General features: G+C 64.4%; 12 protein-coding genes. 4 read left to right on the top strand and 8 right to left on the bottom strand.

Annotated features, from left to right (window positions below; genetic code table 11):
* Positions 1 to 20 precede the first annotated feature (20 nt).
* The 6 genes from dkgB to trxA all read right to left on the bottom strand — a co-directional run bounded on the left by dkgB (position 21) and on the right by trxA (position 6,138).
* Positions 21 to 827: a 2,5-didehydrogluconate reductase DkgB gene (dkgB, locus tag PJK54_RS05935; protein ID WP_141392489.1), complete on the bottom strand. Its 807-nt coding sequence runs from the start codon at positions 825 to 827 to the stop codon at positions 21 to 23.
* A 175-nt stretch (positions 828 to 1,002) separates the two neighbouring features.
* Positions 1,003 to 2,013 carry an alcohol dehydrogenase catalytic domain-containing protein gene (locus tag PJK54_RS05940; protein WP_271302449.1) on the bottom strand — a complete coding sequence of 337 codons (1,011 nt, stop codon included), beginning with the start codon at positions 2,011 to 2,013 and terminating at the stop codon, positions 1,003 to 1,005.
* 73 nt (positions 2,014 to 2,086) lie between these two features.
* The gene (locus PJK54_RS05945) at positions 2,087 to 3,001 is read right to left on the bottom strand and encodes a TIGR03571 family LLM class oxidoreductase (protein WP_271302450.1); all 915 of its coding nucleotides are present in this window, start codon (positions 2,999 to 3,001) and stop codon (positions 2,087 to 2,089) included.
* 108 nt (positions 3,002 to 3,109) lie between these two features.
* Positions 3,110 to 4,291 (bottom strand): MFS transporter, encoded by a 1,182-nt coding sequence (locus PJK54_RS05950; RefSeq protein WP_024952175.1) that lies wholly within the window; start codon positions 4,289 to 4,291, stop codon positions 3,110 to 3,112.
* Positions 4,292 to 4,503: 212 nt separating this feature from the next.
* Positions 4,504 to 5,622, bottom strand: coding sequence for an L-dopachrome tautomerase-related protein (locus PJK54_RS05955; protein WP_271302451.1), 1,119 nt, complete (start codon positions 5,620 to 5,622; stop codon positions 4,504 to 4,506).
* Positions 5,623 to 5,814: 192 nt separating this feature from the next.
* Positions 5,815 to 6,138, bottom strand: a complete 324-nt coding sequence (gene trxA, locus PJK54_RS05960; RefSeq protein ID WP_077375765.1) for a thioredoxin — start codon at positions 6,136 to 6,138, stop codon at positions 5,815 to 5,817.
* Between the two features lie 390 nt (positions 6,139 to 6,528).
* On the opposite strand from trxA, the gene PJK54_RS05965 reads away from it, so the two are divergent.
* The 4 genes from PJK54_RS05965 (at position 6,529) to chrA (ending at position 10,885) form a co-directional block, all read left to right on the top strand.
* Complete coding sequence (locus PJK54_RS05965) at positions 6,529 to 6,978, top strand: ArsR family transcriptional regulator (RefSeq protein WP_271302452.1); 450 nt, start codon at positions 6,529 to 6,531, stop codon at positions 6,976 to 6,978.
* Between the two features lie 104 nt (positions 6,979 to 7,082).
* Positions 7,083 to 8,186 carry an ArsJ-associated glyceraldehyde-3-phosphate dehydrogenase gene (locus PJK54_RS05970; protein ID WP_271302453.1) on the top strand — a complete coding sequence of 368 codons (1,104 nt, stop codon included), beginning with the start codon at positions 7,083 to 7,085 and terminating at the stop codon, positions 8,184 to 8,186.
* Position 8,187: 1 nt separating this feature from the next.
* Positions 8,188 to 9,507, top strand: a complete 1,320-nt coding sequence (gene arsJ, locus PJK54_RS05975; RefSeq protein ID WP_271302454.1) for an organoarsenical effux MFS transporter ArsJ — start codon at positions 8,188 to 8,190, stop codon at positions 9,505 to 9,507.
* A gap of 154 nt (positions 9,508 to 9,661) precedes the next feature.
* A complete protein-coding gene (chrA, locus tag PJK54_RS05980) occupies positions 9,662 to 10,885 on the top strand; it encodes a chromate efflux transporter (RefSeq protein WP_271302455.1) in 1,224 nt (407 codons plus the stop codon).
* Between the two features lie 118 nt (positions 10,886 to 11,003).
* Here chrA and PJK54_RS05985 read toward each other — a convergent pair whose 3' ends face one another.
* Complete coding sequence (locus PJK54_RS05985; RefSeq protein ID WP_191237134.1) at positions 11,004 to 12,260, bottom strand: GAK system CofD-like protein; 1,257 nt, start codon at positions 12,258 to 12,260, stop codon at positions 11,004 to 11,006.
* Between the two features lie 91 nt (positions 12,261 to 12,351).
* A complete protein-coding gene (locus tag PJK54_RS05990) occupies positions 12,352 to 13,053 on the bottom strand; it encodes an HAD family hydrolase (protein WP_271302456.1) in 702 nt (233 codons plus the stop codon).
* Between the last annotated feature and the right edge of the window lie 2 nt (positions 13,054 to 13,055).

Consider the following 13,055-nt stretch of genomic DNA (forward strand, 5'->3'; position numbering starts at 1 on the left):
AGGCACAGGCCTGAGGGCCATCAGTCCCAGTCAGGGGCGAAGTCCGGGTTGGCGATGCGCTCACCGCGATCCAGCTCGGCGATCTTCGCCATGTCTTCACCGGTCAGTGACATGGAGAAGGCCTCGAAGTTGCTCTTGATATTCTTCGCCTTGGTGGAGGACGGGAAGGTGACGATGTCCTGCATCTTGAGCCATGCCAGGGCGATCTGCGCCGGGCTGGCGTCATGACGTTCGGCGATGGCCTTGAGGGTGTCATCGTCCATCACCTTGCCGACTGCCAGCGGCATGAAGGCAGTGACTTCGATGCCCAGCTCGTGGCACTTGTCGATCACCTTGCGGTTTTGCAGGAACGGGTGGACCTCGACCTGGTTGGTGAGCAGCTCGTCACGCCCCACGATGCCCACGGCACGTTCCAGTTGTTCGCAGGTGAAGTTGGACACCCCGATGTGGCGTGCCTTGCCCGCTGCCTTCAGCTTGGCCAGTACCGGCAGGTAATCTTCCATCGGCACTTCATCGTTCGGCGACGGCCAATGGATGAGCAGCAGGTCGACGTGATCGGTCTGCAGGCGTTCCAGGCTCTCCTCGACACTCTTCTCCATGTCACCCGGCACCAGGCGGTCGTGCCAGATCTTGGTGGTGATGAAGAGCTCTTCGCGCGGCACCTTGCTGTCAGCGATGATCTGTCCGACTTCCGCTTCGTTGCCATAGAACTGGGCGGTATCAATGTGGCGATAGCCGGTGTCCAGTGCGGTATTTAAGCTGTCACGCAGCGTCTCACCCTCGAGACGGAAGGTGCCAAAGCCGGGATTCGGTAGGGTAGTCGACATGCAAAAACTCCTGTTGAGCGCGCCCGATGTCTGGTGCAGTGAAGGGCGCGTATCCATGTGTGTTCCCCTCATGACTGGGGCTTGATCAGCGACATGACAACCACGCGACGCTGCATCAGTCCTGTGCCACTGTCGCAACAATGGCACCCAGGCCGCGTGCCTTCTGCCTTTCCGCTCATTCGTTGGCCGTGATCACGAATTTCAGCGCTCGGCGTTCGCCACACTTCAGCTCGGCAAGGCAGGCTGGCAGCGCCGTGAATGATTCGATGCAGGGCGCCGGCTGGTTCAGGGTGCCATCGGCGATCGCTTCGAGCAGACCTTCCCCCGCCGCGACCAGGCGTGACCAGTCCTCATCGTCACCCGCCCAGTGCAGTGCCCCGAGTGCGACTTCGTGTTGCGAGATGGCGCGATCGAAGGCCGGCGCGGCCGCCTGCTCCAGACGGTCCTGGATACAGACGATATGGGCGTTGGCCCCCAGGTGGCGGGTCATCTTGCGGGCGTGATCCCCATTGACGGTATCGATCACGGCGTAGACCGGGGCGTCCAGCTGCTCGGCGTCCGTCAGGGTCTCGTCGGCGCCCAGCGCCTTGAGGTCCGCGTGGCGCTTCTCGGAGGCGACGGCGATGACGTGGAAGTCGCGCTGTCGGGCCAGCTGGATCAGCCAGCGGCCCACGCTGCCGGAGGCACCGGTGATCAGCAGGCGTCGCCCGGCCTTGACGGGCAGCTTCTCGATGGCGAGCCATGCGGTCAGCGCCGGGCAGGGGAAGGCGGCGGCGTCATTGAAGCCCAGGGTAACGGGCAGGCGCATCACGGCTCGCGCCGGAACCCGCAGACGCTTGCTGAAGGTCCCCGGCCCCGCCAGGGTGGTGTGGACCGCGATGCGGTCTCCCGGGGAGACGTGGGTGACATTCGCGCCGCAGGCGATCACCTCACCCGAGGCATCGACCCCGGGAATCTGACCGGCTTGCCACAGCTCGCTGTCCATCGCCATGAACTTCCAGTCGACGGGATTGAGGCCGATGGCACGCGTGGCGACCAGTACCTCGTCGTCTCCCGGTGCGCCGATGTCCACCTCTGTCTGCTCGAGCGCCTCAGGCTCTCCCGGCCCCTGCCATACCCAGGCGGGCGCTCTGGTGGTGCCGTGACGGATGTCTTGCGGGGTGGTGGTTTCCGTGGAATCTGACATGGGATCTCCTTCAAGCATGAACGGTGAATCCTTTCCGCCATGGTGGGGGCAGGTCAGTGCGACCCGTCAGCCCTCATGAAAAGTGCGGCAGTACCTCACGGCCCAGTTCCTCGAGGGTTTCCGTGAGCGGGCGGCGATTGCGACGCAGATGGAAGCCGATGTGATTCACTCCGGCATCCTGCATGGCTGACAGTTCTTCCATGAGGGCAAGGCGGCCACTCGACAACCCGAAGCGATGACGACGCACCGGGGCGTGCGGGTCGTCTTCCAGATTGAGGTGGATGAAACTGACGTAGGGCTTGTCGCCGGCGACCTGACGCCAGAGTGCCACGCGGCGGATGTGATCCTGTGGCGTGCCCGGGTAGGCCAGCCAGCCGTCCATCTCGCGACCGATCCACTCGGGCGTCTGCTGGGAGAGCCCGGCGCTCAACAGCGGCGGACGCGTCGCGGCAGGCAGGATGGCCTGACCGTCGCGCAAGGCGTCATCCGCCTGGCCCTTGATGACGTCCACCGCGTGGCGGAAGGCGGCACCGCGGGTGGAGAACTCCTCACCGAACAGCGGGTATTCCGCCGGTCGGTCGCCACTGGCGACACCCAGCAGCAGGCGGTCTCCGCTCAGGGCCTGCACGCTGGCGGCGGCCTTTTTCACCAGCCACGGCTGGCGCAGCGGCAGCACCGCGGCGGCAGTGCCCAGCAGCAGGTTGTCGGTGTGACTGGCCAGATAGCCCAGATAGGTGAACAGCTCGAAGACTTGGCCGGCATCGCCGAAGGCGGGATCAAACAGCGGCACGTCACGCAGCCAGGCGGCGCGGAAGCCGAGTCTGTCGACCTGGCCGATCAGCTCGGCATGGGCCCGCATGTCAGGGACGCCGAAGGGTGTGGAGGGGGCTCTGTCAGTGCGCACCCAGTCATTGTCCAGGGGCAGTTCGACGCCGAGGGTCAGGGGGCCCTGGGTGAGGCGATCCAGCGGGCGGGTCGGGGAGATCATGGTGGACTCCTTCAGCAAGCAGGTGGGTAGACGACGGTGCCCCCGAGCCAGCAGGCTGAGCTGTCGGAATCGGGAGCACGTCGTGATGGCGGGAGGCTGCAGGGCGGATCAGGCGGTCGCGATGGAAGACGCGTGACGCTTGTCGAGGCGACCGGCCAGCAGGGTCAGCAGCAGGGCGGCGGTGACGATCAGCGCGCCGATCCAGGCGGTGTCAGTCAGGGCCATCCCGGAGACCACCTGGCCGCCGACGATGGAGCCCAGCGCGATGCCGATGTTGAAGGCCGCGATGTTGAGGCCGGAGGCCACGTCAACGGCCTGCGGCACGAAGCGTTCGGCCTGCTGCACGACGTAGACCTGCAGTCCCGGCACGTTGCCGAAGGCGAAGGCACCCCAGATCAGGATGGTGATCACGGCCGTGATCGGGTTGGCGGCAGTGAAGGTCAGCACGCCGAGGATGACGATCAGGCCACCGAAGATCAGGGTCAGGGCGCGAATCGGGCCCATGCGGTCAGCCAGCTTGCCGCCCTGGATGTTGCCGATGGCCACCGAGACACCGTAGACCAGCATGATCAGACTGATGGCGCCTTCATTGAAGCCACTGACGTCCTGCAGCAGCGGGGCCAGATAGGTGAAGGCCGTGAAGGTGCCGCCGTAGCCGAGAATGGTGATCAGGTAGACCAGCAGCAGGCGCGGATGGGTCAGCACCTTGAGCTGTTGGGCGAAGGTGGCCGGTACGTTCTTCTTGAGATTGTTGGGCACTAGGATGGCGCTGCCGATCAATGCCAGCACGCCGAGCACCGAGACCACGAGGAAGGTGGCGCGCCAGCCGAAGTGCTGGCCGATCCAGGTGCCCAGCGGCACGCCGGTGACCAGTGCCACGGTCAGGCCGGTGAACATGATGGCGATCGCACTGGCTTCCTTGTCCTTGCTCACCAGGCTTGTCGCGATGGTGGAGCCGATGGAGAAGAACACCCCGTGGGCGAGGCCGGTCAGGATACGCGCCGTGATCAGCGAGCTGTAGCTGGGTGCCTGCCAGGCCAGCAGGTTGCCGGCGATGAACAGTGCCATCAGTCCCAGCAGCACCAGCTTGCGATTGAAGCGGCCGGTCAGGGCGGTCAGCACGGGGGCACCGATGGCGACACCGACGGCATACAGGCTGACCAGCAGGCCAGCGGAAGGCAGAGAGACGCTCAGATCCTGAGCGATGGTGGGCACCAGTCCGACGATCACGAATTCGGTGGTCCCGATGGCAAAGGCGCTCAACGTCAGCGCCAGCAGGGCAAGAGGCATGGCAGTTCTCCATCAGCAATGGGTGGGTCTTGGATGCTGTGCAGTCTGCCGTGGTTGAGTTTTGCGATAAACGGAGTGATTCGCAAAAGACCTTTGTGATTATTGAAAATATCCGCGTGTGGACATGGCCTCCGCCGTTTAGGGGACCAACACGACAACGCCCGCACTCCACTGAAGGAGCACGGGCGTTGTCGTGTCGAGAGGCTGCTGGCTCAGTCGTCCGTCGGCCAGACCTTGTAGATATGGTAGGGCGGCTGACCCTCGTCCTCTCCGCCTGCGAAGGGCGGCGTGCTGTCCAGCTGATTGACGGTGACATACAGCCAGCCGTCAGCGGCCATGCGCACGCCATCCGGCCAGTCGAGGCGCTCGTCGCGGACCAGTGGCGTCAGTTTGCCGTCGGCCCCCAGCACATCCAGCCCATGCTGATTGAGGTTGGTGAAGTAGTGGATGCCCCCGGCGGTATCCGCACCGTCCGAGATGGGCTTGTCGCCGACGCGCGTGATGGCGGCGGCAATGGTGTCGTGATCGGCACCTTCACGCAGCAGTCTGGCCGGGACGCTGTACCAGCTGTGGCCGGTCATGGCACCGAAGAAGACCGTCTCGCCATCGCCGGACAAAGTGATCGGGTCGACGCCCACCTTGGCAGGCTTGCCATTGAACGGGATGTCACGGCCATCGATCTTCAGGGTGGCGTCTGGCTCGGCTTGCAGTGCGGCGTGTTGGCTGAATCGGGACGCCTCGCCGGAGGCCAGATCGACGGTGATCAGGCCCGGGTTGGCGATATCGTCCAGATACGCCACGCCGCGACTGCGATCCACTGCCAGGTCCTGCACGAAGCTGCCTTCAGGGGCGATATCAGTGGGCAGGGTCAGCTTGGTGATCAGCTTGCCCGAGGCAATGTCGAAGCCCCACAGGCGGGTCTTGCCCAGATGCAGGCCCATGTCGGTGATCCAAAGGCCTCCCTGGCCGTCCTGATAGATGCCCAGCGGGGAGTCGATGGTGGCGTCGCTGTAGCGGCCGGCGTGGGTCTGGAAGGCGGGTGAGGGCCAGGCACGATAGCTGTTCTGTCCGGTGATCTCGACCAGCTGCACGTCGTGATCGCCATCCATCGGGTGGATGGTCGCGAAGACTCGTCCAGCGGGTGTCACGGCGACGTTGCCGGGACGTATCTGCATCACGGCCACCGAGCGCATCTCACCGTAGGCCGGGCCGGGTTTGAGGGACGAGGTGGTGGCGGGCAGGGTGGAATGGCCGGTGGCGCAGCCCGTCAGCAGGCCTGAGAGCAGGGCGAACACGCCCAGATATCGGGTCGAACGGACGGCGTTGTGCATCAATGCTTCCTTGTCTGGTGAGGCGGTTGTGACGGTCGTCTTCAGCGTCTCGTTTCGGGAGACGGCATGTTTCATCGCCTACAATTATCAATGAAATCAAACAGGTAGGGTAACGCAAGTCACAGTGTTGTCCAAAAAAAACGCCCTGCGAGAGGGCGTTTTCGAGGCCGGGCAGATCCGGCGCTGATGTGATCAGGCGTGACGCGCGATCATGGCATCGAAGTTTTCCTTCGGCTGCACGCCGGTCAGGGCTTCGATCTTCTCGCCGGACTTGAACAGGGCGATGGTCGGCAGGCCGCGGACGCCATTCTGAGCGGCGAGATCCGGTGCATCGTCGACATTGATGGCAACGACCTTGAGGGCGTCACCCTGTTCTTCGGCGATGGATTCGACGATCGGGTCGAGCATCTTGCACGGGCCGCACCACGGCGCCCAGAACTTCACCAGCACCGGCTGCTCGCTCTCGATGACTTCTTGGGTGTAGTTGCTGTCTACCACTTGCGCAAAATCAGCCATTTGACTCTCCTGTGCATCCCTGAGGATGCGTGATTCAGATTGGCACCGCACGTGCCGGATGGGCACACATTAACGCCCCGGGACTTTCGTTCGCAAGCGCATTCTCTCATGTCAGCAGAAACATATGCGTGCCGATCAAGCAACAGTGAGGGCTTGCGGCGACCGCTGGCGAGGAGGATTTTCCGCCTGTCTTCTCTTCTCTTCTCTTCCGTTCTGATACCGAACGAGCCCAGCGAGTGACGCCAGCGTGTGACATCAGTGAGACATGCACGCCGTCACGCGCCTGACATGAGAATGTCACTTGATATATGGAAAAACGTATATATGATTTTTCATATATCAGATCGTCACCGATCTCGCGTCTCTCGCACTCTGCCCAAGGAAGCTGTCATGAAGTTGTCAAGTCGCGATGCGGCGCTGGAGGATGGCGCTGCCGCTTCCCTGACCCCGTTGGGGATATTCAAATGTCTGGCCGAAGATACCCGCTTGACCATCATGCAATTGCTGAGCGAGACGGGAGAATTGTGTGTCTGCGAGCTGATCTGGCTGCTGGAGCGGCGTGAGCAGGACATGCCGGCACACGAGACGCCCCACGCAGGTGGAGAGCGCCCCGGCATCTCGCAGCCCAAGGTCTCGCGCCATCTCGCACAGCTGCGCGACTGCGGACTCCTGAGCAGCGAGCGACGCGGCCAGTGGGTGTATTACCGGCTGAGCCCCGCCATGCAGGGCTGGCGGCACGCGATCCTGATGGCGGCCTGCGAGGCACAGCAGGAGGAGGTGGCGCGCTGGCGTCAGTGGCTGGTAGCCATGCCCAATCGTCCCGAGCGCTGCGCCGAATGACGCGCCTGCCCCTATCCATCGCAGGCAGGGAGGCGTCTGCCCAGCCCCCCGCCTGAAACACGTCACACCCCTGATCCCACATTGACCCTCACGAGGAAATTACGATGCCTGCTCATGATGCTCCGTCCTACAGCGCTTCACTGACGCTGCCCGCTGGTCTGCCACCTCTGCGAATCGGCATCAATGGCTTCGGCCGTATCGGCCGGCTTGCGCTGCGCGCGCTGTGGAAGCTGCGCGAGGATGTCGCGCTGGACGTGGTGCGCATCAATGACCCGGGTGGCGATGCCGCGACCTTCGCCCATCTGCTGGAATTCGATTCCGTGCATGGCCAGTGGTCGCCGGGCGTGGGAATCACCAGTGACGATGAGAGCATCATCATCGATGGTCAGCGCACGGCGTTCTCCTGCCAGCGTGAGATCGGTGACACCGACTGGTCGGGCTGCGATGTGGTGATCGAGGCTTCCGGCAAGAAGAAGAGCACCGAGGTGCTCAATGCCTATCTTGAACAGGGCGTGGCGCGTGTCGTGGTCTCCGCGCCGGTCAAGGAAGCGGGCGTACTCAATATCGTCATGGGCGTGAACGATCATCTCTATGATGCCCAGACGCATCGCATCGTGACGGCGGCTAGCTGTACCACCAACTGTCTGGCGCCGGTGATCAAGGTGATTCAGGAGCAGTTCGGCATTCGCCATGGCTCCATGACCACCGTGCACGACATCACCAATACCCAGACGATTCTGGATGCGCCGCACAAGGATCTGCGCCGTGCGCGGGCCTGCGGCATGAGCCTGATTCCGACGACCACCGGCTCCGCCAAGGCGATCAGCGCCATCTTCCCGGAGCTGGAAGGCCGCCTGAACGGCCACGCCATTCGCGTGCCGCTAGCCAATGCCTCTCTCACCGACATGGTGTTCGAGCTCGATCGCGAAGTGACGGTGGAGGAGGTCAATCAGGCGCTGCAAACTGCGGCAAAAGGCGAGCTTTCCGGGGTGCTGGGGTATGAGACACCCCCGCTGGTGTCGATCGATTTCCGTACCGATTCCCGCTCCAGCATCATCGATGCGCTCTCGACCATGGTGGTCGCGGGGACCCAGCTCAAGCTGTACGCCTGGTACGACAACGAATGGGGCTACGCCAATCGCACCGCGGAACTGGCACTGAAAGTCGGCCTGGGTGATCTGACCGACGCCAGCACACAGGAGCGCTGACATGCTTGCCCGCTTGCGAGAGCTGCCCCATGAGGTGCGCCAGTACCTGCTGGTGACGGGGAGTTACTGGGCCTTCACGTTGACCGATGGCGCGCTGCGCATGCTGGTGGTGCTGCACTTCCACTCGCTGGGCTATTCGGCGCTGGACGTGGCGATGCTGTTCCTGTTCTACGAGGCCTTCGGTGTCGTCACCAATCTGGTCGGCGGCTGGCTCGGGGCACGGCTCGGCCTCAATCGCACCATGAATGCGGGGCTTGCGATGCAGCTGGTGGCGCTCGGCATGCTGCTGGTGCCGGAACCCATGCTGACGGTCATCTGGGTGATGATCGCCCAGGCGCTGTCCGGCATCGCCAAGGACCTCAACAAGATGAGCGCCAAGAGCGCCATCAAGGTGCTGGTGCCCAAGGGGCAGCCGGTGGAGGAATCGCAGAGCGCGCTGTATCGCTGGGTCGCGTTGCTCACCGGCTCCAAGAATGCGCTCAAGGGACTGGGCTTCTTCCTGGGCGGGGCGGCGCTCAGTCTCATCGGCTTCCAGGGCACCGTCATGGCCATGTGGCTGATGCTGGCAGGCGTACTGGTGCTGTCACTGCGCAAGCTGTCGGCATCACTGGGGCAGAGCAAGGCCAGTCGCAAGCCGGCATTCCGTGAGATGTTCTCGACCTCGCGAGCGGTCAATGTGCTCTCGGCGGCTCGGCTGTGCCTGTTCTCGGCACGTGACGTCTGGTTCGTGGTGGCCTTGCCGGTGTATCTGGCCGAGGTGCATGGCTGGCATTTCTGGACGGTCGGCGTACTCATGGCCGCCTGGGTGATCGGCTATGGCGGTGTCCAGACCCAGGCGCCGCGCATCACCGGTCCGCTCTCACGCCGCTTGAACGGCGCCACCGGCGTCCGCTGGGTCACGGTGTCGCTGGCGGCCGGCCTGGCACTGCTGCCGGCGCTGATGGCCAGCCTGCCGCTGGATGCGCCACAGGCGGCCGATATCAGTGGTGCCATCCTGTTGGGGTTGGCGCCACTGGAATGGTTGATCATCGGCCTGTTGGTATTCGGGGCCGTCTTTGCGGTCAATTCCAGCTGGCACAGCTATCTGATCGTGCGCTTCGCGCGCAGTGAAGGCGTGTCGATGGATGTCGGTTTCTATTACATGGCCAATGCCATGGGGCGTCTGTTGGGCACCTTGCTGTCCGGTTGGCTCTATCAGGCCTATGGGCTGGAAGCCTGCCTGTGGTGGTCGGCCGGATTGGTGGCGGCGAGTACCGTGATGGCCCTTGCCTTGCCGCAGGAGTCACACGCAACATCCGATTCGCCTGCCGGCAGTACCTGAGTACCTGAGTACCTTGCAAGGTGTCGCCTGAGGGATCACTTCCTGATCCCCCGACGCCTGTCCATGCACCCAGCGCCACCTTCTACAGAGACGCCACATGTCATCCAGTCACGATCGTGTTTCAACCAGGCAGGCGCCGCACGAGGCCGACGGTGTGACCGCCGTATCCTCTCGCGAGCGATATCGGGACGTGCTGCTCACCTTCCTCACGCTGGGGATGACCAGCTTCGGCGGGCCGGTCGCGCACCTGGGCTATTTCCACGCGGAGCTGGTCCGCCGGCGCGGCTGGCTGGGTGATACGGCCTACGCCGAGCTGGTCGCGCTGTGCCAGTTCCTGCCGGGGCCGGCCAGCAGTCAGGTCGGCTTTGCACTGGGCATGGTGCGTGGTGGCGGAGTGATGGGTGGGGTGCTTGCCTGGGTCGGCTTCACCTTACCGTCTGCGCTGGCACTGCTGGCATTGGCGCTGGTGGCGGCCAGCCTCGAAGGGCCGCTGGCTTCCGGGGTGATCCACGCCTTGAAGCTGGTGGCGGTGGCGGTCGTTGCCCAGGCGATCTGGGGCATGGCGCGCACGCTGTGCCCGGACCGACGACGCGCCGGGCTGGCGCTGTTGGCCATGCTGGGCCTGGCGCTGGCGCAGGTCGCCTGGACGCAGGTCGCCTGGGCGCAGGTCGGGGTGATCGCGATGGGTGCAGTGCTCGGCAGCCTGCTGTGTCGTGATGACAGTGCGGCCCTTGTTGGCCAGCAGGCGGGGGCAGCGGGGCTGTCGCTGCCGGTCTCGACGCGCCTGGCTCGCGCCTGTCTGATCGCCTTCTTCGCGCTGTTGATCGCGCTGCCGCTGCTGGCCTCCGGCAGTCTGGTCGAGATCTTCTACCGTGCCGGGGCGCTGGTATTCGGGGGCGGGCATGTGGTGCTGCCGCTGCTGGAGGCCTCCACCGTCGAGACGGGGCGTATCGCGGCCGATACCTTTCTCACCGGCTATGGGGCCGCGCAGGCGGTGCCGGGGCCACTGTTCACCTTCGCCGCCTGGCTGGGAGCGGGCATGGCCCAGGTGGGCGGGGATTCGGCAGTGCTCGGCGCCATCATTGCGCTGTTGAGTCTCTTCCTGCCGGGGATTCTGCTGTTGATCGGCGTGGCACCCCTGTGGGGGCGCCTGCGTGCACGGCCCGCAGCACGCGCTGCGCTCGCGGGCGCCAATGCGGCGGTCGTCGGCGTGCTGGGCATGGCGCTGTATGACCCCTTGTGGACCACCAGTGTGCTGAGTCGTCTGGACGTCGTCATCGCGTTGGCGGCCTTCATCGCGCTGACCCGCTTCGCGCTGGCACCCTGGAAGCTGGTGCTGGCGATGGTGATTCTCGGGGCGGTACGTGGGGTGATGTAAGCCTGGCCTCCCGTTCAGAGCACAGCCTGAAAAACGAACGCCCCCGTCTGCCAGCTGGCAGGCGGGGGCGTTCTGTTCATACGAGGCGGTTGTCATGCCAGGCGGCGCGTGGCGGTCGTCATACCAGTGACAGCAGGGCGGTGACCAGCAGTTCGTTGTCGTAGTAGGGCGCGCTCTGCTCGCTGATCAGGCGAGTGTCGATCACGGTCAGCCCCATGCGCTCCAGCGCGGGGACGGAGACGCCGCCGGGGTAGTCGCCACGCTGACTGTCCAGCAGCACGATGTTGAGCAGATGCTCGTTGGGGCAGTCGTTGCGTGAGACATCCAGGTCCGCACACAGGGTCTCGATCAGGGTCGCGACCAGTTGCTCGAGTGTCTTGCCGGTCTGCTCCGGGTCCGGACTGCAGTTGGGGATGTAGACCTTGGGACAGGGGTTGGCCAGTATCGCGCGTCCCACCCCGCTGGGCAGCAGGTTGGCGATGACGCTGGAGTAGAAACTGCCCGGCGGAAAGCAGATCAGTTCCGCGGAATCGATCAGCTGACGGTTGTTGAGGTGCAGCGCAGGCCGCACGGGCACGATGGCACCGCCGTCATTGTGCGTGTCTCGCTCTGTGGTGCTGTCCGTCGTATTGTCCTTCGCACTGGCCTCGACCAGCTGAATGCGCGCGATCGGGCTCTCCAGTGGCGCGACTTCCTTGCCGGTGATCTGGTGCTGGCCGATGATTCTGCGCCCATCTTCCAGGGTGACGGCCAGATGGCAGTCGGCATTGATGATGGCGCGCACCGTCCCGCGTACATGCACCAGCTTGGAGAACAGGAAGATGATCTGGTCGAGCTGCTCATGATGGTTCAGGTAGCCGCCGGCGATGATCAGATTGCCGATGCTGGCGCCGCGCAGATCGAAGCCTGCCGGCATGGCCTCGATCAGAAAGCCCAGCTGATGACAGATGAGCGTGCGCATGGGCTCCGCCACGGCCATGCTGAGCGGATGACGGCCCGCCGCCAGTTCCCGCAGAGTGGCCTGCAGCATCTCCGGGCGTGCTTCGGCAGGCAGACGGTGCGTGAACAACCGGTAGATCTCCGGGTGCCCCAGCACGCTGTCATCGGCCAGCGCCATCAGGCGTGAGCGAAGGTCGCCGATGGCCGGCATCGAGAAGGCATCACGCAGCTTGGCGGAGCTGCCACCGGAATCGAAGGGCGTCACCAGATGGATGCTGTGATGGGTATAGCGCGTCAGGGTGCGCGAGATGCCCGTCAGCGCCGTGCCGCCGCTGAAGAACAGCACACGGGGGCCGACCTCCGGTGCCTTGTGATAACGCCTGACGCGTAATGGATCCGGGACCCTTGCGGTCCGACTGACCCTGACCTCTGCCATGTTGCGGCTTCCTTTGCCTTTCGTCTTGGGCATAGAGTGCCTTTTTTTGCGTCAGTCGTCGCCTGTTTCGGGAGTGAAAGCGCTCAGTCCCTCAGTCGTAACCTTGCCAACGCAGGCGCGGCCAGTGGCGCTGCGTGGCGATGGCTTCCAGGGTCGGGTCGGCACAGACCGCATGCGGGTGATCGACGAACTCCAGCAACGCCAGATCATTGCGTGAATCCGAATAGCCCCAGGTGGGGAGGCTGTGTCCATCGGGGCCGAGATGCTCTGCCAGCCAGTGCGTCAAGGCCGCAAGCTTGCCATCGCGGAAGGTACGGATGCCCCGGGCGCGTCCCGTGTAGCAGCCATCCTTGACCTCCAGGCGAGTCGCCAGCGCGGCATCCAATGCCAGTCGCTCTGCCAGCGGTGCCACCAGCTGGGCTGTCGAGGCCGAGATGATCACGACCTGATGGCCCTGATCACGATGCCATGCGATGCGCTCGCGACCCTCACGGTAGAGGCGCGGCAGCAGTTCGGTATCGAGGAAGGTGCCCACCTCGGCCTCGACTTCACTGACGGTGCGACCGGCCAGCGGGGAGAGCAGATGGCTCAGGTGCGCTTCCATGTCGAGTCGGCCCGTGGCGTAGTCTGCCATCTGTTGCGTCCAGATGGAGCGGTATCGCTCGGGGTCCGTGATCCAGCCCAGCTGGATCAGCCACTCGGTCCATAGCCCCGTGGCGTCGCCATCCAGCAGGGTGTCATCGAGATCGAAGATGGCCAGCCCGCGCACTTCCCCCCCAGGCGCTTCACTCATGT

This window comes from Cobetia sp. MMG027 (assembly GCF_027947415.1).
GTDB classification, from domain to species: Bacteria; Pseudomonadota; Gammaproteobacteria; order Pseudomonadales; family Halomonadaceae; genus Cobetia; species Cobetia marina.

Bases quoted from the DNA above. Each gene is read 5' to 3' on its own strand.
- PJK54_RS05965 (WP_271302452.1), top strand. From the start codon at position 6,529: ATGAAGTTGTCAAGTCGCGATGCGGCGCTGGAGGATGGCGCTGCCGCT.
- arsJ (WP_271302454.1), top strand. From the start codon at position 8,188: ATGCTTGCCCGCTTGCGAGAGCTGCCCCATGAGGTGCGCCAGTACCTG.
- PJK54_RS05940 (WP_271302449.1), bottom strand. From the start codon at position 2,013: ATGTCAGATTCCACGGAAACCACCACCCCGCAAGACATCCGTCACGGC.
- trxA (WP_077375765.1), bottom strand. From the start codon at position 6,138: ATGGCTGATTTTGCGCAAGTGGTAGACAGCAACTACACCCAAGAAGTC.
- PJK54_RS05955 (WP_271302451.1), bottom strand. From the start codon at position 5,622: ATGCACAACGCCGTCCGTTCGACCCGATATCTGGGCGTGTTCGCCCTG.
- PJK54_RS05950 (WP_024952175.1), bottom strand. From the start codon at position 4,291: ATGCCTCTTGCCCTGCTGGCGCTGACGTTGAGCGCCTTTGCCATCGGG.
- dkgB (WP_141392489.1), bottom strand. From the start codon at position 827: ATGTCGACTACCCTACCGAATCCCGGCTTTGGCACCTTCCGTCTCGAG.
- PJK54_RS05990 (WP_271302456.1), bottom strand. From the start codon at position 13,053: ATGAGTGAAGCGCCTGGGGGGGAAGTGCGCGGGCTGGCCATCTTCGAT.
- PJK54_RS05970 (WP_271302453.1), top strand. From the start codon at position 7,083: ATGCCTGCTCATGATGCTCCGTCCTACAGCGCTTCACTGACGCTGCCC.
- PJK54_RS05945 (WP_271302450.1), bottom strand. From the start codon at position 3,001: ATGATCTCCCCGACCCGCCCGCTGGATCGCCTCACCCAGGGCCCCCTG.
- PJK54_RS05985 (WP_191237134.1), bottom strand. From the start codon at position 12,260: ATGGCAGAGGTCAGGGTCAGTCGGACCGCAAGGGTCCCGGATCCATTA.